This window comes from Sphaerisporangium sp. NPDC049002 (assembly GCF_040649355.1).
GTDB lineage: Bacteria > Actinomycetota > Actinomycetes > Streptosporangiales > Streptosporangiaceae > Sphaerisporangium.
The window spans coordinates 1-21,889 of record NZ_JBEZFH010000021.1 but is presented as its reverse complement, the minus strand read 5'-3'; the positions used below and the strand labels follow the sequence as shown (position 1 = coordinate 21,889).

The window sequence follows — 21,889 nt, the reverse complement described above, 5'->3', positions numbered from 1 at the left end:
CTACTCGGACTTGGCCGTCTGGGTGATGGCCTGCGCCACCTGGTCGGGAGTCTTGGAGCCCGCGATGAGCGCCGCCACGCTGTCGTTGACCTCCTGGCCCACCGCCGGCGGGTAGGCCTGGTCGAGGTACAGCTGGAACCCGCTGGCACCGGCGAGCGTCTTGGCGACCACCCCGAGGTTCACGTCCTTGACCGCGTCCTCCTCGCCCTTGAGCACGGGCAACAGCGCGTTCATCTCGACCGCCTGGCGGTGGTTCGCGCTCTCGGAGATGAACTTGAGGAAGTCGGCCGCCTCCGGGGGCGCGTTCACGCCCACCGCGAACCCGTTGCCTCCGCCGAAGGCGTCCGTCGCCGAGCCCTTGCCGCCCTCGACCGAGGGGAATCCGAAGAAGCCGAGGTCGTCTCCGAGTCCCTTGCCGGCGTCCTTCTGGACGACCGGAGCCCACTGGCCCATCAGCTCCATGGCGGCCTTGCCGTTCCCCACGGTCGCGGCCTGGCCGTCGGGGGTTCCGTAGCCGGCGCCGAGGAAGCCCTTCTGGAACGGCTGGAGGTCGACGAGTTCCTTCAGCCGCGCGCCGGCCGCCACGAAGTCGGGCCCTGTGAAGTCGTCGTCGATCGCGGCCTGCTTGAGCGCGTCAAGGCCGGCGATGCGCATGGCCAGGTAGGCCCAGTAGTAGTGGCCGGGCCACTTCTCCTTGCCGGCCAGGGCGATCGGGGTGATCCCCGCGGCCTTGAGCTTCCTGACGGCGTCGAGGTACTCGGTCCACGTGGCCGGCGGCACGGTGACGCCCGCCTTGGCGAACAGCGCCTTGTTGTACCAGAAGCCCACCATGCCGATGTCGTAGGGGATCCCGTAGGTCTTCTGGTCGAACTGGTACGCCTGGAGCGAGGCCGGGGTGAAGTCGGCGATCCAGGTCGCCGCCTCGGAGGTGAGGTCCTTCACGAGCCCGGCGTCGATCTGCTGCTTGAGCACACCGCCGCCCCAGGTGGTGTAGATGTCGGGCGTCTTGCCCGACTGGGTGACCGTCGACAGCTTCGCCTTGAAGGCCTCGTTCTCGATCGGTACATTCTTGATGGTGACGTTCGGGTGCAAGGCCTGGTACTCCTTGACCTTCTTGGCCCAGAACGACTTCATCGGCTCGGTCGTGGAGATGTTCCACCACTCGACAGTGACCTTCGCGGAGGACGAGGAGGTCCCGCCGCCACTGTCCCCCGTGCTCCCCTGGCCGCCGCAACCTCCGAGAAACAGCCCGGCAGCCGCCAGTAACACCACACCTCGCCGACTCAACGACATCTCTGTGGTTCCCTTCCTGATCTACGAACCCGCTGCGACAGCCGGGAGACTCGCGCTCTGAAACTTTCTTTTGCACCCCCGAATATTTCGTGACCCGGAGAGTACGTAAAGCGCTCGTTACACGTCAATAGCCACGCGCGCCTCGTTGGGGATACCCAGGGCAGCCCACCCGGGAATGGACGGCCCCGCGAACGGGACCCTGCGAGGAAATTCCGAAAGCTTTCGGATACACTCCGTCGCATGTCAGCGAAGAGGCGGGTCACCATCGCTCTGATCGCCGAGGAGGCCGGGGTCTCGGTCCCCACGGTCTCCAAAGTCGTCAACGGTCGCCCCGAGGTCGCACCGGAGACGCGCCGGCGAGTCGAGCGCCTGCTCCACGAACACGGTTACAAGCGGCGCACCGGCCAGGGGGACGGCCCGGTCGGTCTGGTCGACCTGGTCTTCGCCGAGATCGAGAGCCCCTGGGCCATCGAGATCATCCGCGGGGCCGAGACCGCCGCCCGCGAGGCCGAGGCCGCGGTGGTCGTCTCGGTCCTGCACACCCACTCGGGGCCCGGCCGTGACTGGCTCGACCGCATCGCGGCCCGCCGTACGGACGGCGTGGTCCTCGTGGCCTCGCGGCTGACCCGCCGCCAGCACGGCCAGCTTCTGGCCCGTTCCATCCCCTTCGTCATCGTCGACCCGGAGGGGGAGCCCGCCCCGGACGTCGCCTCGGTCGGGGCGACCAACTGGCACGGCGGGCTGGCGGCCACGCGCCACCTGCTGGAGCTGGGCCACCGCCGCATCGGCATGATCGGCGGGCCGCCCGAGATGCTGTGCAGCCGGGCGCGCATCGACGGCTACCGCGCCGCCCTGGAGACCGCCGGGGTGACGGTCGACCCGGAGCTGATCCGCAACGGCGACTTCCTGGTGGACTCCGGCCACGTTCACGGCAAGGCGTTCCTGGAGCTGCCCGACCCGCCCACGGCGATCTTCGCGGGCAGCGACATGCAGGCGTTCGGCGTGTTCGAGGCGGCGCGGCGGGCCGGGCTGCGCGTCCCCGACGACCTGAGCGTGGTCGGGTTCGACGACCTGCCGCTCGCGCGCTCGGCGTGGCCGCCGCTGACCACGGTCCGCCAGCCGCTGGAGGAGATGGCGGCCCTGGCGACCCGCATGGCGCTGGAGATCTCCCAGGGAGAGTCCCCGGAGACCCGGCGGGTCGAGCTGGCGACCGATCTGCTGGTCAGGGACAGCACCGCCCCGCCCCGCCCCCGGTAGCGCCGGGCACCCGCCGACCCGAAAGCTTTCGCACCTCCGCCGGGTCAGTGGCGCGAGGTCTTGACGGATGCCGCGAACCCGCCTAGGTTTCAGGGCGCGAAAAGTCTCGTAAATCTTCTGAAACTTTCGGAAGGACTCCGGGTGCCCAGACGAGCGCATGCCACCATCGCCGCCATGCCGCCATCGACCCCGCGCTCGCCGACCACGATCGTGCCCGGCGGCAGGGGGCACGCCGGATGATCCGCGTCGCCATCGTCGGCACGGGCGGCATAGCGGGCGCGTGCCACCTGCCCGCCCTCGCCGGAGAACGCCACAGGGCCGAGGTCGTGGCCGCCGTCGACGTCGACGGCTCGAGGGCCAAGTCGTTCTGCGCCGAGCACGGGATCCCCCAGGCCTACACCGACCTCGGCGAGATGCTGGCCCGCGAGCGGCCCGACCTCGTCCACATCTGCACACCGCCCTACATCCACGCGCGCCAGATCGTGGAATGCCTGCGCGCCGGGACGTGGGTGTGGTGTGAGAAACCGCTGTGCCTGTCACTGGCGGAAAATGATCGGATCACGGCGGCGGAGCGCGGCACCTTCGCCGCCGTGGTCTTCCAGCACCGCTTCGGCTCGGGGGCCCGCCATCTGCGCCGCCTGGCCGCGAGCGGGGAACTCGGCCGCCCGATGGTCGCCCTGTGCGTGACCGCCTGGTACCGCGACAGCACGTACTACTCGGTGCCGTGGCGCGGCACGTGGGAGACCGAGGGCGGCGGCCCGACCATGGGGCACGGCATCCACCAGATGGACCTGATGCTGTCGGTCCTCGGCGACTGGGAGGAGATCCGCGCCATGGCCCGCCGGATCGACCGCCCTGTGGAGACCGAGGACGTGTCCATGGCGTCGGTCAGGTTCGACAGCGGCGCCATGGCCTCCGTGGTCAACAGCGTGCTGTCCCGCCGCGAGGAGAGCTACCTGCGCTTCGACTTCGCCGAGGCCACCGTGGAACTCAGGCACCTGTACGGCTACGACAACCGCGGCTGGACCTGCACTCCGCCCGAGCTGTGGAACCCCCCGGACGACGTGCCGAGCTCCCACGCCGCCCAGCTCTCGGCCCTGCTGGACGCCTACGAGCGAGGCGAGCGACCTCCGCTGAGCGGCGCCGAGGGGCGGCGGACGCTGGAGTTCGTCACCGGGCTGTACGCCTCGGCGTTCACCGGCAGGCCCGTGCGGCGGTCGGAGCTGACCGTCGACAACCCCTTCTACCATCGCCTCGACGGAGGTTCGACCCTGTGAACGGCACCAGCGCCCCCGTGAGCCACCCGCTGAAGGACACCGGCACCGAGCTGGTCGCCGAGGCGGACGGCGTCGAGCTGATGCGGTACGTCTACCGGCCCGAGATGCCCGCCTTCGAGGGGTCCAAGCCGTACTTCCACCCGCTGCGAACGCCGGCGGGCGACGTCGTCACCGCCTACCGGCCGCACGACCACCGCTGGCACAAGGGCCTGCAGATGACGGTCTCCCACCTGTCGGGCCAGAACTTCTGGGGCGGCGTCAGCTACGTGCGCGAGCGGGGCTACGCCGACCTGCCGAACGTCGGCACGATGCGCCACGAGGAGTTCACCTCCCCCGGCCGCGAGCGCCTGACCTGGCACACGCAGGCCGGAGAGCACTGGGTGGACGAGGTGCGGGAGCTGGCCGTACGGGACACCGAGGACGACTCCTGGGCGCTCGACTTCTCCACCTCGATCACCAACGTGCGCGGAGAGCCGCTGCGCTTCGGCAGCCCGACGACCGAGGGCAGGCTCATGGCCGGGTACAGCGGGCTGTTCTGGCGGGGCCCGAGGTCCTTCGCCGACGGCCGGGTGATCGCGGCGGACGGGCAGGGCGGCCCCGAGATGATGGGGCGCACCGCGTCCTGGCTCGCCTACACCGGCGAGCACGACGAGGTGGACCGCGCCTCGACCCTTCTGTTCCTCGCCGCACCCGGCACCACCTGGTTCGTGCGCACCACCCCCTTCGCCGCCGTGAACCCCTCCCTGGCGTTCTTCGAGGAGGTCGAGCTGCCCGCCGGCGCGACCTTGCGCCACCGCTACCGCGTGGTCGTCGCGGACGGCGCCTGGGACCGCGACCGGCTGGAGGCGTACGTGCGCGCCCACCCCCTGGAGGTGCGTCCATGAGCTTTCCCGGCGGCGTCGGCGTGTCCGGGCTGCGGGTCTACGACTGGTCCTCGGCCGACGGCGTCTGCGGCGGCTCTCCGCACATGCACCTGCTCTGCTCGGAGGCCTACATCGTGGTCGAGGGCACCGGGTCGGTCCAGACGCTGACCTGGGAGGGGTACGCCGTGACGCCCCTCGAACCCGGGGCCGTGGTCTGGTTCACCCCCGGGACCGTCCACCGGCTGGTCAACGACGACGGGCGGCTGAGGATCGTGGTCGTCATGCAGAACAGCGGCCTGCCCGAGGCCGGGGACGCGGTCTTCACCTTTCCGCCCTCCGTGCTGGCCGACCCGGTCATGTACGGCGAGATCTCCGCGATCACCGACGCCGAGGGGGCGCGGCGCCGCCGTGACGTGGCGATCGAGGGCTTCCGGGAGCTGCGGGACAACGGGCGCGACGCCCTGGCGGCCTTCCACAGCCAGGCGGCGCGCATCGTCTCCGGCAAGCTGGACGCCTTCGAGAAGCGGTGGAGGGAGGGGGCGCACCAGGCCGCCGAGGTCACCGGGGTCCACCTCCAGGCGCTGCGCGAGGGCGACGCCGGCCACCTCAGGCAGGCCCGGGTCATGACGGCCTCCCCCGAGGCCCGGCTCGGCATGTGCGGCAGGCTCGACACCTACCTGCTCGACGGCTGACCGGGCACCGCCGGCCGGGGTCCGGCCCCTTGGGCTCCGATCTCGGTGGAGCACGCCGTCAGGGCACGGACCGGATCTTCCACACCAGGCCCGCGCCGACCAGCGCGAGCGCGGCCGCGGTGAGGAAGAGGACGGGATAGCCGCCGAGGCTCGCCACGATCGGGCCCGCGATCACCGGGCCGAGCACCTGCGGGCCCGTGTTGGCGACGTTGATGACCCCGAGGTCCTTCGCCCGGCCCGAAGCGGCCGGGAGCACCTGGGTGACCAGCGCGTTGTCCACCGAGAGGTAGATGCCGAAGCCGACGCCCATGATGACCGCGGCCACCATGACCATCGTCCACTCGGGCCAGAAGGCCATGATCACGGCGGGCACCGCGCTGATGACGCCCGAGACCGTCACGAGGGTCTTGCGGCGGCCCAGGCGATCGGAGACCACGCCGCTGACGACCGTGGTGAGCACGACGGTCGCCGTGTAGATCAGGATGAGCACGAGCAGGCCGTCCTCGGCCTTCTGGCCGGGGAACCGCCGCTCGTAGTGGACCGCGTCGGTGAGGAAGTAGAGCAGGTAGAGCAGGGCCATGGCGTTCCCGAGCTGCATCAGGAACCGGGTCAGCCAGGCCCAGGCGAAGTCCGGGTGCTCGCGCGGGCTGATCCAGAAGCCCCGCAGGAACTCCCTGACGTCGAAAGGCCTCCGGTGCGCGGCGGGCAGCCGCGCGTCGGGGGTGGTGAACACGAACGGAAGCACGCACAGCGGGACCAGCGCGCCGATCAGCAGGTATCCGGACCTGGTGGTCGTGGCGACCATCGTCACGACCACGACCGCCAGCACCACCCCCAGCGTCTGCGGGACGCCGATCCACCCGGACACCTGGCCGCGCTGGCTCACCGGCACGTGGTCGGGCACCCCCGCCGTGAGCGAGGCCTGCATGGCGTTGAGCCCGGCCTGCGCCAGGCACCAGCCGATCGCCACACCCGCGACCGTGCCCTGGAAGGCGAGGAAGGCCAGGCCGAGACCGCCCGCCACCGCGCCCGCCAGCGTCCACGGGTGGCGCCTGCCGAAGCGGCCCGCCGTACGGTCGGACAGGGCGCCCGCCACGGGGCTGAGGACCAGGGCGACGGCGGCGCCGAGGCCGGTCACCCAGGCCAGGGCGGCCTCCTTGCCCGCGGGGTCGGCCGCCGCGATCTGCTGGGGCAGCAGCACCTGCAGGGGGCCGAAGAAGGCCATCCACAGGGCGAGGTTCGCCAGCGAGATGAACGTGATCCAGCGCGGCCCCACCCGGCGCACGGGCTCGGCGAGGGCGACAGGGACGCCGGCCGGCGGCGTGACCGGGGGAACAGTACTCACCAGCGTGGCTCCTGGTAGTGAGGGGTGCCGGGATCTTGGTCGCACCGGCCCTCCCGCTGAAGACCTGCCATCCGCCGGCCCGGCTCGACGACCCCGAGATCATATCGGTGGCCGAAGGGCGGTCAGGGCCTGCGGGCCACCACGACCTCGGTGGCGATCTCCTCTTCCCAGACTCCGCTCGGGTGCGCCTCCGCCAGCGCCTGGCCGAGGGCTTCCACGAACGCCGGCAGCCGGTCGCCGAGGCGGGCCGGGGTGGAGTAGGAGTACGACAGCTGCAGCCCGATCACGGCCTCGGCGTCGCGGCGGGCCGTACGGTGGAAGGAGGCGCTGGTCAGGTCGTGGAAGGGAGACTCGGCCAGCAGCTCGACGTGGTGGCGCGCCGATCTGTGGTAGCAGTCGGTGCCGGCACGCCACTCAAGGCCGAAGCTCTGCCGCACGGCCTGCGCCACGGGCTCCCAGGGCGGCTCGACCGGGTCGCGGGCCGGCCCGACCAGCACGACGGCCCCGGCCGGCGGGAGCAGGGCGTCCAGGTCGGCGAGCACCCGCGCCCGGTCCATCCAGTGGAACGACCGGCCCATGACGGTGTGGTCGACGCGCCCGAGCGGCAGGGCCGTCAGGCGGCTCGAATCGCCCTTCAGCCAGGTGATGTTCGCGGTGGGCGCCTGGCGCGCTCCCTCGGCGAGCATGTCGTCGCTCGGATCGACGGCCACGATCGCGCCGGCGAACCGGGACAGGGGGATCGCGAGCGTGCCGGGGCCGCAGCCGAGGTCGAGCACCCTCGAACGCCTGCCGAGGGACAGCTCGCTCGCGATGTGACCGACCACCTCGTCGCCGTACCCGTGGCGGTATCTGCTGTAGTGCGCGGCGGCGCTGTCGAACAACAGCCCAGGTTCCACGCCGACAAGCCTACGACCAGGCGACGCGTGGTCGTCTCCCCCTGCCCCCGCCCGCCTCCGGGACGCTTTGCGCGCGCATAGGTGGCACCATGGCTCCGTCCGTTGAACGCGAAGGAAAGGTCATATCGCGGTGAGGCGACTCCTTACGGTCCTGCTGGTGGCCTGCGCGGCGCTGGCCGTGGCCGTCGCGCCCGCCCAGGCTCACAACGTGCTGACGGGCAGCGATCCGAAGGACGGCGCCCGGCTCGCCTCCGTGCCCGGCCGGGTTACGCTGACCTTCGACCAGCCGGTCAGGGCCGACTTCGCCCAGGTCGCGCTGACCGGCCCGGACGGCGCGGTCTCCAAGGCCCCGGTCGAGGTCGTGGACAACACGGTGACGGCCACGCTTCCGGTCACGGCGGCGGCCGGCGCCTACGTCGTCGGCTACCAGATCGTCTCCAACGACGGCCACCCGGTCAGCGGGAAGGTCGGCTTCACCGTCGCCGGCGGCGCCGCCCCGGCTCCCACCCCCGCGCCCGCGGCCGTGCCCGCCACGAAGGATCCGTCCGCCTCGGCGGTTCCCCCGGCGAGCGGCGGCGGCTGGGTGTGGGGGCTGCTGGTGGTCGCGCTGCTGCTCTCCGGCCTCGGCATCCTCGTGGTCGCCCGCCAGGGGCGCCAGGCGAAGGGACAGGGCGCGTGAGCACCACCGAGCGGGCCGAGACGGCCGGGCCGGCGAGCGCGGCGGAAACGGTCACGGCCGCCGGGGAGGCGCGGTGGCGGCCGGTCTGGGGGGCGGCGGGCGCCGCGCTCCTGGCCGTGCTGGTGGCGAGCTGGTGGACCTCGCCGGGGGCCGTCCCGGGGATCGCGGTCCCCGGACCGGTCGTCGAGTACGGCCTGCCGGTCGTCCGCCTGGTCCTCGACCTGTGCGCCCTCGCGACCGTCGGGCTCAGCCTGCTTCCCCGGTTCCTGGGCTTCGACGATCCGCACCGCACCGAGCCGGTGCTCACCAGGGCCCGGAGCTGGGCGGTGCTCGCGGCGTTCGGGTGGGCCGTCGCGGCGCTGGTGGCCATGGTGCTCAGCGCCGCCGAGGTCACCCCCGGCCGCGTGCCCGACCCCGCCGCGTACGTCAGCGTGATCGGCTCCGGCCAGGGGCTGGTGATCAGCGCCGCGTGCGCCCTGATCTACACGTGCTTCGGGCTGCTCGCCGTGCGCTTCGGCGAGAAGGTGCCCGCCGAGCTGCGCGTCGTCGTCGCGGTGTTCGGCCTGCTGCCCCTGCCGGTAAGCGGCCACGCCTCGAACTGGTACTGGCACGACCTGAGCATGGTCTCGATGGAGCTGCACGTCGTCGGGGCGTCGGCGTGGACGGGCGGCCTCGTGGCGCTGGCCGTGCTGCTGACGACCGACCGCGACCTGCTGGCCCGTGCCCTTCCGAGGTTCTCGCGGCTGGCCACCGTCTCGCTGGTCGTGGTGACCCTCTCCGGCCTGTTCAACGGCCTGGTGGAGCTGGGGCTCTCACCGGCCACGCGGCTGCCAGGGTCGCTGTTCACGACCCACTACGGGCAGCTGGTGGTCGCCAAGACCATCCTGGTGTGCGCGGTGGGGGCGCTCGGGGCCCACATCCGCTGGCGCCTGCTTCCGGGTGTCGCGCGGCGGCAGGCGACGGCGTTCGCCGCCTGGGCCGCGCTCGAAGCCGGCGTCATGGGCCTGGCCTACGGCGTCGCCGTCGCGCTGACCCGCGCCCCGGTCGCCTGACCGGGAGGCCGCCTTTCGGCCCGGGCCGCGGTCGCGCGGCCCGGGAAGGCGGCTACGGCGTGGCGGGGGCGACCGGCGCCGGGAGGGGGCTCGGGGTCGCGGACGCGCCCGAGCGCCTGCGGCCGTACCACTCGACGCCGAACCACGCCGCGCCGAGCACGACGGCGGCGACCGGCGCCGAGGCGAGCATGTAGGGCGGGGCGTCCAGCAGGCGGTCCTGCACGGCGAGCCCGCCGTAGACCGCTCCTGTGACCACCAGGGCGCCGAGCGCCGCACGGGCCGCCGGGATCCGCACCAGGAACGCCAGGTCGACGCAGACGGCGGCGGCGAGCAGGAAGAACGGGACGGCCGACGGCGGGAAGTGGAAGACGACGAGCAGCGGCCAGATGGCGGCGCGGAAGCCGACGTACACGGCGGCCACCGCCGTGGCCGCCCACCTGCGGCCGATCAGCCTGTGCGCCACGACCAGCACGAGCACCGCCGCGATGCCGAACCACAGGGGATACACCCAGTCGGGGACGGGCAGCGAGAACTTCTCCACCATGCCCCGGTCTACCGGGCGGCCCATCTGGTTGGCGGCGAAGTCGAGCAGGCTCGGCTCGGCGTACACGAACTGGGGCCCGCGATCCCAGGAGGCGAGCTCCAGCACGCCGTACTCCTGGTGCTCGCTCGGGAAGAGGATGTTCTCCAGGAAGAAGGCGAAGAGCGCTCCAAGGACGATCGGGCGCTGCCCGCCCTCGGGCGCGTAGAGGTACCACCCGCGGATCACTCCGGCGATCATGAACGCCGTGCCGACGTAGAGCAGCATGTGGGAAGGGCTCCACGAGGTGATGTCGACGCCGTTCACCCTGTGGTTGATCAGGTCGATCGGGACCGCGATCAGGAACGCCCCGGTGCCCCACTGGATCAGCCTCTGCGCCGTGCGGTCGACGCCGTACCCGGTGTAGCTGTGCACGATCACCAGCGCGACCACGATGGCCGTGCCGGCGCTGTTGAGCAGGTGCGGTGGAGCGAGGTCGTCGCGCAGCCACTTGAAGTGCCAGGAGACGTCCCAGGAGGCGCCGAAGACCTTCAGCACGAATGCGACGATCCAGCCGAGGTAGAGGACCCGGAAGAGGTCCGGCGGGGTCTCCCTGCCCGCCTCTCCCCTGGTCCAGTAGGGAAGGGCCCACTCGACCCAGCGAGTGGCCTTGTCCTTGATAGCCGCACCTAACTTCACGCGATGAAATGATGCCGGTCCTCGACATGCTCCGCAATCGGGGACTTCCCCGAGATAACCCGCATCCACCTCGGGCGAGGCGTCTCAGCGATCTCTCAGCGGCGATAAGTAGGCTCTCGGCATGAAGCTTGCGGGGAGGCGGCCGGCGGCGTTGATCGTCGCGGCGCTACTGGTCCTGGGCGCGGCGGTGTGGGCTCTTTGGCCGTCACCGGCGCCGGTGACGGGGTTCGACCAGGCGATCCCGGTCGTCGACGGGCCGCGTGACGACCAGCGCGTGACGCTGGACACCACCTTCTTCCCCCCGGCCGGAGGCGGCAGGGCGCCCGCGGTGCTCCTCGCCCACGGGTTCGGCGGCAGCAAGCAGAGCGTGCGCGACGAGGCCGTACGGCTGTCGCGGGCGGGCTACGCGGTGCTGACCTGGTCGGCGCGGGGGTTCGGCGCCTCCACCGGGCAGATCGCGCTCAACTCCCCCGACTACGAGGTCAAGGACGTCAGGCAGCTGATCGACTGGGTCGCCAAACGGCCCGAGGTGCTGCTCGACTCCCCGGGCGACCCCCGCCTCGGCATGGCAGGAGGCTCGTACGGCGGGGCGATCACCCTGATGGCCGCCGCCTACGACAGCAGGATCGACGCGATCGTCCCGCAGATCACCTGGTACGACCTGGCGGACGCGCTCTTCCCCGACGCCACCGGCCAGGGGCCCGAGAAGGGCGTCTTCAAGCGCATGTGGGCCGGGCTGTTCTTCAGCAGGGCCGTCGACTCGCCCCTCGCGCCGGGGGCGGCGGGCCTCACCGGCGCGGCGGGTACGGGCGCGACCGGCTCCGGCACCGGCGGCGGTGCGCGCCCGCCGGGCGGTACGGGCGCGGCGGGCGGTACGGGCGCGGCGGGCGGTACGGGCACGGCGGGTACGGGCACGGCGCCGGGCGGGCCGTCCGACCCGGTCGACCTGGCCGCGCAGGCGCAGGAGGTGCGGTGCGGGCGGTTCCTGCCGGAGATCTGCCAGATGTACCAGCAGGTCGCGGAGAGCGGCCGCGCCACCGCCGGAGCCGTCGAGACCCTGCGCAGGTCGAGCCCGATCTCGGTGCCCGGCAAGATCCGCGTGCCGTCCCTGCTGATCCAGGGCAAGCACGACTCGCTGTTCCCCCTCGGCCACGCCGACGCCAACGCCAGGGCCATCGCCGCCACCGGCGCCCCCGTGGAGGTCGCCTGGTTCGACGGAGGCCACGACGGCGGCGACGCCGAGACCGACTGGGTGGCCGACCGCACGATCGGCTGGTTCGGCCACTGGCTCAAGAAGGACGGCAGCCCCCTCGGGGACGCCTTCACCGTCACCCGCGACGGCGGGCGCGACCCGGGCACGCGCCGCCCCGTCCTGGTCCACGCCGGCACCGGCCGCTATCCCGGGCTCTCCGGCACCGCGCGGCCGGTGGTCCGGCTCGCGGGGCCGGACCAGCAGGTGGCCAGCCCGCCGGGCGGCTCCCCCGCCTCGATCTCCACGGTGCCGGGCCTGGGCGGGCTGCTGGGCAACCTCGGCGGGGCCGGTCTCTCGATCGACATGCCAGGGCAGAGCGCCGCCTTCGACTCCGCGCCCCTCACCGCGCCCCTGGAGGTCACCGGCGCGCCCGTGGTGAAGGTCCGGGTACACGGCGAGGGCGAGGTGACGCTGTTCGCCAAGCTGTACGACATCGGCGGGCAGCGCCCCGCGCTGCCGCAGGGCCTGGTCGCCCCGCTGCGGGTCACCGCGACCCAGGCGGGCACGCCCGTGTCGGTCACGCTTCCGGTGATCGACCACCGGTTCGACGTGGGGCACCGGCTGCGGGTCGTGCTGAGCACCACCGACATGGGATACGCCTCCCCCGCCGCCCCGGCGGTCCACCGCGTCGGGCTGGCCTCGCCGGACCTCGCCGTGCCCACGGACGCGTCGCTGACGGCCGCCGCCACCGGCCTCGCCTGGTGGATCTGGGCGCTGCCGCTCGCCGCGCTCGTCGTCGCGGCCGTCCTGCTGCTGCTCGGGCGCGTCCGCCGCACCGGCGAAGCCGACCCTGAGCTGGCCGGGGTGCCGCTGCAGATCACCGGCCTCACCAAGAAGTACCGCGGCGGCGAGCCGGCGGTGGACGACCTGTCGTTCCGCGTCGAGCAGGGACAGGTCCTCGGCCTGCTCGGGCCGAACGGCGCGGGCAAGACGACGACGATGCGCATGCTGATGGGCCTGATCCATCCGGACGCGGGCGAGATACGGATCTTCGGGCACCGGGTGACGCCGGGCGCGCCGGTCCTGTCGCGGCTCGGGTCGTTCGTGGAGGGCCCGGGCTTCCTGCCCCACCTGACCGGCAGGGAGAACCTCGACCTGTACTGGCGGGCGACCGGACGTCCGAGGGACGACGCCCACATGGAGGAGGCGCTGGAGATCGCCGCACTCGGCGCCGCCCTCGACCGGGCGGTGCGCACGTACTCGCAGGGCATGCGCCAGCGCCTGGCCATCGCCCAGGCCATGCTCGGCCTGCCCGACCTGCTCGTCCTGGACGAGCCCACCAACGGCCTCGACCCGCCGCAGATCGCCGAGATGCGCAAGGTCCTGATCCGCTACGCCGCGCACGGCCGCACGGTGATCGTGTCGAGTCACATGCTGGCCGAGGTGGAGCAGACCTGCGACCACGTGGTCATGATGCACCGTGGCCGCCTGGTGACGACCGGCCCGGTCAGCGACCTGCTCGGCGGCGCGGTCTCGTCCAACGGCTCGAAGGGGCGTCTCGAAGACGTCTTCCTGGACCTGATCGGAGACAAGGCGTGACCTCGGTACCGAGCACCGCGAACGCGGCAGGGCCGCGCGGGGATGGCGCGATGGACGCCGCGTACGCGCCGGGGCGCACGCTGCCGCTGCGGGTGGAGATCGTCAGGCAGTTCAAGCGGCGCCGCACGCTGGTGATGTTCGGCCTGCTGCTGGCGCTGCCGTGGATCCTCGTGGTGGCGTTCTCCCTTGGTCCCGCGCCCGCGCAGCAGAACTCCCTGAGGCTCTCCGACCTCGCCACGCAGGGCGGCCTGAACTTCGCCGCCTTCACGCTCTCGGTGTCCGCCACGCTGCTGCTGGTGGTCGCGGTGGCGCTGTTCTGCGGCGACACCGTGGCGAGCGAGGCGAGCTGGTCGTCGCTGCGCTACCTGCTGGCGGCCCCGGTGCCGCGCGACCGGCTCCTGCGGCAGAAGCTGACCGTCGCCCTCGGGTACTCGGCGGCGGCGGTGATCGCGCTGCCGGTCATGGCGCTGCTGGCGGGCACCGTCGCCTTCGGATGGAACGACATCCGCCTGCCCGGCACCGGTGAGACGATCGCGGCCTCCTCGGTGCTGCCCCGGTTCGGCATCGTCATCGGGTACGCCCTGGTGAGCCAGCTCGTCGTCGCGGCGCTGGCGTTCCTGCTCTCGGTGAGCACCGACTCCCCGCTGGGGGCGGTGGGCGGGGCGGTCGGGCTCGTCATCGTGAGCAACATCCTCCAGGCGGTGGAGGCTCTGGGCGTGGTGCGCGAGTTCCTGCCGACCTTCTGGAGCACCGCCTGGCTGGACGCGCTGGCGCCGCAGCTCGACTGGAGCGGCATGATCAAGGGGGCGTCCCTGTCGGTGACGTACGCCGTGATCCTCGTGGCCCTGGCGTTCCGCCGCTTCCGCCGCAAGGACGTCGTCTCCTGACCGCGTACGCGGCCATAGCCCGACAAATGCCCCTAAAACCGAAAAAGGGCATTTATGGCTTCATATCCGGCAACGCCGGATAGGTGGGACGCTCCTCTGCCCCGCCGGTTTCGTACTCCTGGGACGGGTGCGTAAGGTGACTTTCGCGAGACGAATGTCCGTTTCCGCAAACATAGTTGGCGATATTCTGGAATGATCCTCTCGGTAATCCTGTCGGACATCGAGAATGACGGACAGAGACTGATGCCCCCCATCGATCAGATAACGACTTTCACATCCGAACACCGGGTTGAAACGGCCATCATCTGCGTGTCCGCCCTGGTGCTTCTGGTCCTTGCGTACTTCGCCCTTCGCGCCGCCTACCGCGCGTCGGCGCGGGCCTTCCGCCGGTTCGCCGAGAACCGCCCGGCGGAGGACATCCTCACCATCGTCGCGGCCAGCATCGCCACCGGTGTGTCCGCGCAGGGCATGTGGCGCTTCTCCGGTGACGTGCTCGGCTTCGACGGCCCGCTGAGATTTCTGCTCTTCGCGTTCATCGAAGTCGCCGTGATCACCAGCGCCGTGCGGGCCCGCCGCAACATGCGCGAGAACTACTCCGCCGGCATCGACGGCATCGCCGTGTGGGCGCTCACGAGCCTGTCCGCGGTCCTGTCCAGCCTGGACGCGCGCAGCCTGGCAGAGGCGATCTTCCGGCTCGCCGCCCCACTGGTCGCCGCGTGGCTGTGGGAGCGCGGCATGGCCATCGAGCGCCACCGCATCACCGGGCGCTCCCGTATCAAGTGGCGGCTGACGCCCGAGCGCGCCATGGTCAGACTCGGGCTGGCCGAGGTGAGCGACCGCACCGCGAGCGAGGTGGACGCCCACCGCAGGCTCACCCGCGTGGCCCTGGCCGCCAAGCGCGCCCGCGCGCTCCGCGAGGCGGGCGCCTCCGACCGCAAGATGCGCGCGGCGCTCGGCAGGCTCGACCGCATGATGGACCAGGCCGTCGAGCACACCGGGCTCGCGGTCGACTCCGAGCGCCAGGAGGCGCTGCTGTCGCAGATCGGCGCGCTGTACAACACCAGCGCCCTGATCGACCTGCGCCCGCCGGTCCCGTGGGGCCCCGAGCCCGAGGAGCCGCCGAGGACGCACGCGCTGCCCGTGGCCTCCTCCCCCGTCGCCGCGTACATCGCGGACGACGACGAGGACGCCGAGATGGTCGACCCGGCCCCGGCCGTGGTGGACACCGCCCAGCGGGCGGCGCTGATGCGCGCGGCCCGCGCTTACTGGGACAAGCAGATCGACCGCAAGTTCGTCCCGCGCGCCGCCGACATCGCCAGGGAGACCGGCATCTCGCTGACCACCGCCCGCGAGTACCGCGCGCTGTGGAAGCTGGAGCCGCGGGCCCACGCGCTGATCGAGATCGCGTACAACGAGCACGGCATCGTCGACACCGGCACCTTCCCCGCGATCGTCGTGCCGGACGGGCCCGACGGGGCCGACCGGCCGGAGCGGGTGCTCTCGGTGAACGGCTCCGCTCCCTCGGCCGACCCGGTCGGCGCCTGAGCGCCACCCGCGAGGGCGGGACAGGGAAGGATCATGGAATGCGCGGCCCGGAGGCGGATGTCGTCCTCCGGGCCGGAACGCCCTTCCCGCGGATCTCAGTCCCAGTGCGGGGGGCGCTCCTCCAGCAGCCAGGACACGTCGTCGTCGGACGTGGAGCGCCACTCGCCCCAGCCCGTGTCGGTGTCGTCGCCCGTCTGGTCGGGCAGAACCGGCAGCCCCTCATCGGAGAGGTCCACCGGACGCAGGTCATCCGGCTCTCGCACAGTCACGGCACAATGCTACGTGGCCACTGGAGCGGCCGATCATTCCTTGCGCCAAGATCTCCCCTGTCACCCCCCAAAAGTGATGCCAGGTGCGGTCCCCGGAGCAGTCACCTCAGGAGACGCATCTCGGGCGTACATCGGCGGCACAGGGACAGGTAACGCCCCGCGCGGGTACGATGCCGAAGCAGGTAGCACGCCGGAACGACCCCCCCGTGAGGCGGCCCATGGCAACGCCGGCAGGATGGCGCAGAGAGGGAAATCTCCCCGCGGAGCTCACCAGCTTCGTCGGCAGAGACCGGCTGCTCGCCACCATCAGGCAGCGCCTGCACGGCTCCCGCCTGGTCACCGTGACGGGCATCGGCGGGGTCGGCAAGTCCCGCACCGCCCTGCGCGTCGCCCACCAGGTCACCTCGCAGTTCCCCGACGGCGTCTGGTACGTCGATCTGTCCCGGCTGCAGGACCCCACCATGGTCCAGCACGCCGTCAGCGCGGCGCTCGGCATCGCCGACCAGTCGGCCCGGCCCGAGGCCGAGGCTCTCACCGAGTGGCTGAGCCGCCGCGACGCCCTCCTTGTGATCGACTCCTGCGAGCACCTGCGCGAGGCGTGCGCCGGGCTCGTCGACCAGCTCCTGCGCAGCGCCGAGCACGTGCGGGTGCTGGCGACCAGCAGGCAGTCGCTCGGCGTGCTGGGCGAGGAGTCGATCCCCGTGGCGCCCCTGCTGGTGCCGGGCGACGACGACCTTGAGAGCCCGTTCGTCAACGAGTCCGTGCAGCTCTTCGCCGAGCGCGCGTCCGCCGTCGTCCCGTCCTTCTCCGTCGACGAGGACAACATCACGGCGGTCTCCGAGCTGTGCCGCCGCCTCGACGGCATCCCACTGGCGATCGAGCTGGCCTCCGTCCGCCTGCGCGCGCTGTCGGTGGAGCAGATCCTGGCGCTGCTGACCGACCGTTTCAGCCTGCTCGCCGGCGCCAGCCGCACCGCGCTGCCCCGCCACCAGACGCTGCGCGCGGCCATCGGGTGGAGCCACGAGCTGTGCGAGCCCGCGGAGCGGCTGTTGTGGGCCCGCCTGTCGATCTTCGCGGGCGACTTCGAGCTGGAGGCCGCGCGCTACGTCTGCGCCGGCGAGAACCTCCCCGCCGAGAACGTCATGGAGCTCATCACCGGCCTGGTGGAGAAGTCCATCCTGCTGAGCGGCAACGAGCGTTCCGGGGTCCGCTACAGGCTCATCGACACCCTGCGCGGCTACGGCAAGGAGTGGCTCGACAAGCTGGAGGAGACCGAGTGGATCCGGCGCCGCCACCGCGACTACTACCTCCAGCTCGCCGAGCGGGGCGAGCACGCCTGGTCCGGGCCCCGGCAGGTCTACTGGTTCGGCCGCATGCGCCAGGAGCACGACAACATCCGCGCGGCGCTCGACTACTGCCTCCGCGACCCACGGGAGGCGCGCACGGGCCTTGAGCTGCTGTCCTCGCTGTGGTTCATGTGGGTCGCCTGCGGGTTCGCCCGCGAGGGCCGCCTCTACCTGGAGCGGGCCCTGCACAACTGCCCGCAGCCGAGCAAGGAGCGCTGCAAGGCGCTGTGGGTGCTCGCGTACGTCCGCAGCGCCCAGGGCGACACCGAGGGCGCGCTGGAGGCGGCCGAGCAGTGCGCCACCGACGCGGTCCGCGTCGGCGACTCGATCGCGGTCATCCTGGCGACCAAGATGCAGGGGACGGCCGCCTTCCTCCAGGGCGACCTCCACAAGGCGACCGCCCTGCTCGGGGTGGCGATCGAGTTCCACCGCAGCGGGCGCGAGCTCAACCCCGGGCTGCTGCCCGCGATCGTCGAGCTGGCGGTCGTGCTCACCCAGCAGGACGAGCTGACCGAGGCCGAGTCGCTGCTCCGCGACTGCCGCCAGCTGTGCGCCGAGCGCGGAGAGCTCTGGCTGCGCTCCTACGCCGTCTGGGCGACGTCCGACATCGAGCGCATGACGGGCCGCACCGACGACGCCGTGCTGAGCGCGCAGGAGTCCCTGCGGATCAAGCGCCACTTCCACGACGTGCTGGGCGCCGTGCTGGCGATGGAGACGCTGTCGCAGCTCGCCGTCGACAAGGGCGACCCCGCGCGGGCGGCGCGCATTCTCGGCGCGGCGCAGGCCAACTGGCAGCTCTTCGGCCTGCCGCAGTTCGGCTCCCCGTTCTTCAGCACCGAGCACGAGCAGTGCGTCAAAGAGTGCAAACGCGTCCTCGGCGAGGAGTCCTACCTCGACGTCTACCAGCAGGGCTCCAAGATGAGCTTCGAGGAGGCCGTCAGCTACGCCATGGGCGAGATCGACCCGACCCCGGTCGCCTGACCCCGCGCCACGGCCCGCCGGGCGACCGGGCCCGCCGGGTCAGCCGTGCCCGTGGCGCATGACGCGCTCGGCCGACGCGCCCTGCCAGGCCCTGGTGTACCTCGTGCTCGTCAGGGAGTAGGCGATGCTCCCGCTGATCCAGTGCTCCAGGCCCATGATGTAGGCCGCGACGGCGTCGGAGTTCAGGTCGTCCAGCGCCGTGCGCAGGTCGACCATCCGCTGGATCGCTTCGTCGCGCATCCGGCCGATCTGGTTCATCGCATGCTGGATCGACCGGTGCCGGTGCCTGGCCAGCACGCTGACCAGGTTGTTCCGGGAGTTCACGCCGGTCCGCTCCTTGGGGTAGGACAGGAGGTCGTTGTCCCACACGACCACGTCGTTGGCGCTCTCGGTGATCGCCCGCACATCGGGGTGCCGCCACTCGCTGGGGGTCAGAGGCCGCCCGGTGGCGACGTCGATCAGCGCGAAGACCGTCAGCATGGCCCCGGTCCTTCGCCGCATGAAGATGTAGTCGCCGTAGGTGGGGACCACGGCGTCCTCGCGGTTGGCCGCCTCCCACACCTGCGCGAACAGGTAGTCCTTGGTGACCGAGCGCCACCGGTCGAGCTGGTCGGCGTCGGCCGCCGCGCCGACGCGGGCCTTGATGTCGTGCAGCGCGCGGGCGAACGGGTTCTCCACGTGCGCGACGTCCACGGGATCGTCGAGGTCGTCGAGGACGGCGAGCAACTGCGGCAGCGCGCGGGCGATCTCCGCCGCGCGGCGGTCGGACTCGCAGAAGGCGTCGTCGAAGGCGAACAGCCAGACGCACCAGTCGGTGACCAGCCGGAGCATGTCGTTGCCGGCGTAGGGATATGTGCGGGCGCCCAGCCTGCCGTAGCTCGCCTCGCGGTACCGGTCCAGCTCCGCCGGATCGTCGATCATGTGGCTGGCGACCAGCCAGGAGAAGGTCTCCTCGTTGACCTGGTCAACGTACGGGCTGATAAGGCTGGGGAACGGACACGACAAAGGCGGGAGAAGGAGCCTGGACGGCGCTAAATCAGCCATCTCCACATCATGGCAACAAAAACTCCGCATAACTACAACGCAACATCCCCAGATGTGCAGCGTTATTTATGTTTGTGCCCGAACCATTTGAGGAATTCGGCATGTCCGAACATCCGGGCGGTGTCGACGGCGGACGGTGTGCCGGCGAACGGGTCGGCCCCGGCGTCGAGCAGCGCGCGCACCACCTCGGGCTCCTTCTTGAAGACCGCCCCCGCGAGCGGGGTCTGCCCGCGATCGTTGACGCGCCCGGGATCGGCGCCCCGCGACGCCAGCGCCCGGACCGTCTCGGCGTGCCCCGGCCCCGACCGCGGGCGGCGACCTGCTCGCCCGGCGGAATCCCCAGGACATCCCATAGGTTCTCTCTTGAGAGACGAAAGAAAGGCTGGGACCCAAGGTGTTCGACCCGACGGATCTCTACCGGCTCAGCGGTGACGTCCCTGAGCTGACCGATCCGGTGCTGCTCTACCACTTTGAGGGTTTCGTGGACGCCGGAGGAGCCGGAAGGCTCGCCGTCGGCCACCTGCTCGCCGAACTGGAGCACCGGGTCGTGGCGACGTTCGACGTCGACCGCCTCCTCGACTACCGGTCGCGGCGGCCTCTGATGACCTTCGACACCGACCGCTGGGTCGACTGCGAGGCCCCCGAGCTCGCCGTCCACCTGGCGAACGACGCGACGGGCACACCGTTCCTGGTGATGAGCGGCCCGGAGCCCGACCGCGAGTGGGAGCTGTTCACCGAGGCGATCGGCGCTCTGGCCACCCGGCTGAACGTCGGCAAGCTGGTGACCATGCACGGCATCCCCATGGCAGCGCCGCACACCCGCCCGCTCGGTGTGACCGCCCACGGCACGAGGCCTGAGCTCGTGAGCGGCCCGGGCGGCCCGTTCGGCAGGATCCAGGTGCCGGGCAGCGCCGCCGCCCTGCTGGAGCTGCGGCTCGGAGCACGGGGCCACGACGCGCTGGGCTACGCCGTGCACGTTCCCCACTACCTCGCCCAGGCGGAGTACCCGAGGGCGGCGGTGACGGCCCTGGAGGCCGTCACGCGCAGCACCGGGCTGGTGTTCCCCCTGGCGGCCCTGAAGGACGCCGCCGAGAAGACCACGGCGGAGATCGAGGAGCAGATCATCGCCTCGGCGGAGCTGTCCACGGCGATCCAGGGCCTGGAGCAGCAGTACGACGCGTTCACCGCCGGCTCCGAGCGTGAGAACCTCATGGCCGAGACCACTCCCATGCCGACGGGTGACGAGCTGGCCGCGCAGTTCGAGCGCTTCCTCGCCGAGCGCGACGAGAGGGACTCGTGATCAAGGTAGGCCTGGTCGGCTACGGCCCGGCCGGGGAGTTCTTCCACGCGCCGCTCATCGCCGCGACGCCCGGCATGCGGCTCGACGCCGTCGTGACGCGGGATCCCGAGCGGGCGAGCCGCGTCGGCCGCGACCACCCGGGCACCCGGATCGTCCCGTCGGCCGAGAGCCTGCTCGGGCTTGATCTCGACCTCGTGGTGGTCGCGTCGCCGAACAGCACCCACGTCCCGCTCGCCACGCTGGCGCTGTCGGCGGGGCTCCCGGTCGTGGTGGACAAGCCCCTGGCCGCCACCGCCGCCGAGGCCCTCGACCTCGCACGGCTGGCCCGCGAGCGCGACCTGATGCTGACGGTGTTCCAGAACCGCCGCTGGGACGGCGACTTCCTCACGCTGGCCACGCTCGACCTCGGCGAGGTCCACCGTTTCGAGTCGCGGTTCGAGCGCTGGCGGCCCGTGCCCAAGGGCGGCTGGCGGGAGAACGGCGGCCCGGACGAGCTCGGGGGCCTGCTGTACGACCTCGGAAGCCACCTGGTCGACCAGGCCCTGCGGTACCTCGGCCCGGTGACCGACGTGTACGCGGAGACCGACATCCGGCGGGCCGGGGTGCGGGCGGACGACGACGCGTTCATCGCGCTGACCCATGCGAACGGCGCCCGGTCCCACCTGTGGATGAGCGCCGTCGCCGGGCAACTCGGGCCGAGGTTCCGCGTGCTCGGGTCGCGCGCGGCGTACGTCAAGTGGGGCCTGGACCCGCAGGAGGAGCGGCTGCGGGCGGGAGAGCGCCCGGGCGGTCCCGGCTGGGGGGCCGAGCGGCCCGAACAATGGGGCGTGCTCGGCGTCGACGGCGACAGCCGCGCGGTCGAGACCGAGCCCGGGGCCTACCAGGAGTTCTACGCCGGCGTGGTGGCCGCGCTGAGGGACGGCGCCCCGCCGCCGGTCGATCCGCGCGAGGTGGCGGCGGCGCTCGCCGTGCTGCACGCCGCGCGGACCTCCGCGGCCGAGCGGCGGGTCGTCCCGCTCACGTCCGGCGCCGGGTCGCCCGGCCCGGACGGGCGCCAGGGCTCAGGCCCGACCTGATCCTGCTGGCCTCGCTGCTGCTCCAGGCGCTCGGCCTCGTGCTGCCGCTGTCATCGGGAGTGATCGTCTACCGGATC

General features: G+C 72.0%; 18 protein-coding genes and 1 pseudogene. 12 read left to right on the top strand and 7 right to left on the bottom strand.

Annotated elements, in window-relative coordinates:
• A complete protein-coding gene (locus tag AB0B89_RS07410) occupies positions 1-1,269 on the bottom strand; it encodes an extracellular solute-binding protein (protein WP_358549537.1) in 1,269 nt (422 codons plus the stop codon).
• Positions 1,270-1,533: 264 nt separating this feature from the next.
• Here AB0B89_RS07410 and AB0B89_RS07405 point away from each other — a divergent pair, with 264 nt between their 5' ends.
• The 4 genes from AB0B89_RS07405 (at position 1,534) to AB0B89_RS07390 (ending at position 5,382) form a co-directional block, all read left to right on the top strand.
• Complete coding sequence (locus AB0B89_RS07405; protein ID WP_358549534.1) at positions 1,534-2,550, top strand: LacI family DNA-binding transcriptional regulator; 1,017 nt, start codon at positions 1,534-1,536, stop codon at positions 2,548-2,550.
• 236 nt (positions 2,551-2,786) lie between these two features.
• The gene (locus AB0B89_RS07400) at positions 2,787-3,827 is read left to right on the top strand and encodes a Gfo/Idh/MocA family oxidoreductase (protein WP_358549531.1); all 1,041 of its coding nucleotides are present in this window, start codon (positions 2,787-2,789) and stop codon (positions 3,825-3,827) included.
• Complete coding sequence (locus AB0B89_RS07395; RefSeq protein ID WP_358549529.1) at positions 3,824-4,711, top strand: PmoA family protein; 888 nt, start codon at positions 3,824-3,826, stop codon at positions 4,709-4,711. Before AB0B89_RS07400 ends, AB0B89_RS07395 begins: the two co-directional genes overlap by 4 nt.
• On the top strand, positions 4,708-5,382 hold the full coding sequence (locus AB0B89_RS07390; protein ID WP_358549526.1) for a cupin domain-containing protein: 675 nt from the start codon (positions 4,708-4,710) through the stop codon (positions 5,380-5,382). The genes AB0B89_RS07395 and AB0B89_RS07390 overlap by 4 nt, the downstream gene beginning before the upstream one ends.
• Before the next feature lie 58 nt (positions 5,383-5,440).
• On the opposite strand, the gene AB0B89_RS07385 is transcribed toward AB0B89_RS07390, so the two are convergent.
• Positions 5,441-6,727, bottom strand: coding sequence for an MFS transporter (locus AB0B89_RS07385; protein WP_358549523.1), 1,287 nt, complete (start codon positions 6,725-6,727; stop codon positions 5,441-5,443).
• Positions 6,728-6,849: 122 nt separating this feature from the next.
• Positions 6,850-7,623 carry a class I SAM-dependent methyltransferase gene (locus tag AB0B89_RS07380; RefSeq protein ID WP_358549520.1) on the bottom strand — a complete coding sequence of 258 codons (774 nt, stop codon included), beginning with the start codon at positions 7,621-7,623 and terminating at the stop codon, positions 6,850-6,852.
• A gap of 130 nt (positions 7,624-7,753) precedes the next feature.
• Here AB0B89_RS07380 and AB0B89_RS07375 point away from each other — a divergent pair, with 130 nt between their 5' ends.
• Positions 7,754-8,302: a copper resistance CopC family protein gene (locus AB0B89_RS07375; protein WP_358549517.1), complete on the top strand. Its 549-nt coding sequence runs from the start codon at positions 7,754-7,756 to the stop codon at positions 8,300-8,302.
• Positions 8,299-9,354, top strand: coding sequence for a CopD family protein (locus AB0B89_RS07370; RefSeq protein ID WP_358549514.1), 1,056 nt, complete (start codon positions 8,299-8,301; stop codon positions 9,352-9,354). Before AB0B89_RS07375 ends, AB0B89_RS07370 begins: the two co-directional genes overlap by 4 nt.
• Positions 9,355-9,406: 52 nt before the next feature.
• Here AB0B89_RS07370 and AB0B89_RS07365 read toward each other — a convergent pair whose 3' ends face one another.
• Positions 9,407-10,573, bottom strand: coding sequence for a hypothetical protein (locus tag AB0B89_RS07365; protein WP_358549511.1), 1,167 nt, complete (start codon positions 10,571-10,573; stop codon positions 9,407-9,409).
• 121 nt (positions 10,574-10,694) lie between these two features.
• Here AB0B89_RS07365 and AB0B89_RS07360 point away from each other — a divergent pair, with 121 nt between their 5' ends.
• The 3 genes from AB0B89_RS07360 (at position 10,695) to AB0B89_RS07350 (ending at position 15,796) form a co-directional block, all read left to right on the top strand.
• Entirely contained in the window at positions 10,695-13,364 is a 2,670-nt protein-coding gene (locus AB0B89_RS07360; protein ID WP_358549509.1) for an alpha/beta fold hydrolase, read from the top strand.
• On the top strand, positions 13,361-14,251 hold the full coding sequence (locus AB0B89_RS07355) for an ABC transporter permease subunit (protein ID WP_358549506.1): 891 nt from the start codon (positions 13,361-13,363) through the stop codon (positions 14,249-14,251). Before AB0B89_RS07360 ends, AB0B89_RS07355 begins: the two co-directional genes overlap by 4 nt.
• 309 nt (positions 14,252-14,560) lie before the next feature.
• Positions 14,561-15,796: a hypothetical protein gene (locus AB0B89_RS07350; RefSeq protein WP_358549503.1), complete on the top strand. Its 1,236-nt coding sequence runs from the start codon at positions 14,561-14,563 to the stop codon at positions 15,794-15,796.
• A gap of 95 nt (positions 15,797-15,891) precedes the next feature.
• Here the strand turns inward: AB0B89_RS07350 and AB0B89_RS07345 are convergent, their stop codons facing one another.
• Positions 15,892-16,065 carry a hypothetical protein gene (locus AB0B89_RS07345; RefSeq protein WP_358549609.1) on the bottom strand — a complete coding sequence of 58 codons (174 nt, stop codon included), beginning with the start codon at positions 16,063-16,065 and terminating at the stop codon, positions 15,892-15,894.
• A gap of 218 nt (positions 16,066-16,283) precedes the next feature.
• Between AB0B89_RS07345 and AB0B89_RS07340 the strand changes: the two genes are divergently transcribed.
• Positions 16,284-18,392: an AAA family ATPase gene (locus AB0B89_RS07340; protein ID WP_358549500.1), complete on the top strand. Its 2,109-nt coding sequence runs from the start codon at positions 16,284-16,286 to the stop codon at positions 18,390-18,392.
• Between the two features lie 39 nt (positions 18,393-18,431).
• On the opposite strand, the gene AB0B89_RS07335 is transcribed toward AB0B89_RS07340, so the two are convergent.
• On the bottom strand, positions 18,432-19,436 hold the full coding sequence (locus tag AB0B89_RS07335; RefSeq protein ID WP_358549497.1) for a 4-epi-cubebol synthase: 1,005 nt from the start codon (positions 19,434-19,436) through the stop codon (positions 18,432-18,434).
• Between the two features lie 62 nt (positions 19,437-19,498).
• Positions 19,499-19,732 (bottom strand): annotated as a pseudogene (locus AB0B89_RS07330) (ankyrin repeat domain-containing protein); the annotation flags it as partial.
• A 98-nt stretch (positions 19,733-19,830) separates the two neighbouring features.
• Here AB0B89_RS07330 and AB0B89_RS07325 point away from each other — a divergent pair.
• Together AB0B89_RS07325 and AB0B89_RS07320 are read left to right on the top strand one after the other, a co-directional pair.
• Positions 19,831-20,736 (top strand): PAC2 family protein, encoded by a 906-nt coding sequence (locus AB0B89_RS07325; protein ID WP_358549494.1) that lies wholly within the window; start codon positions 19,831-19,833, stop codon positions 20,734-20,736.
• Complete coding sequence (locus AB0B89_RS07320; protein WP_358549491.1) at positions 20,733-21,812, top strand: Gfo/Idh/MocA family oxidoreductase; 1,080 nt, start codon at positions 20,733-20,735, stop codon at positions 21,810-21,812. Before AB0B89_RS07325 ends, AB0B89_RS07320 begins: the two co-directional genes overlap by 4 nt.
• The last annotated feature ends 77 nt before the right edge of the window (positions 21,813-21,889 follow it).

Coding starts and splice junctions, on each gene's coding strand:
- AB0B89_RS07405 (WP_358549534.1), top strand. CDS start 1,534: ATGTCAGCGAAGAGGCGGGTCACCATCGCTCTGATCGCCGAGGAGGCC.
- AB0B89_RS07400 (WP_358549531.1), top strand. CDS start 2,787: ATGATCCGCGTCGCCATCGTCGGCACGGGCGGCATAGCGGGCGCGTGC.
- AB0B89_RS07390 (WP_358549526.1), top strand. CDS start 4,708: ATGAGCTTTCCCGGCGGCGTCGGCGTGTCCGGGCTGCGGGTCTACGAC.
- AB0B89_RS07360 (WP_358549509.1), top strand. CDS start 10,695: ATGAAGCTTGCGGGGAGGCGGCCGGCGGCGTTGATCGTCGCGGCGCTA.
- AB0B89_RS07340 (WP_358549500.1), top strand. CDS start 16,284: ATGGCAACGCCGGCAGGATGGCGCAGAGAGGGAAATCTCCCCGCGGAG.
- AB0B89_RS07335 (WP_358549497.1), bottom strand. CDS start 19,436: ATGGCTGATTTAGCGCCGTCCAGGCTCCTTCTCCCGCCTTTGTCGTGT.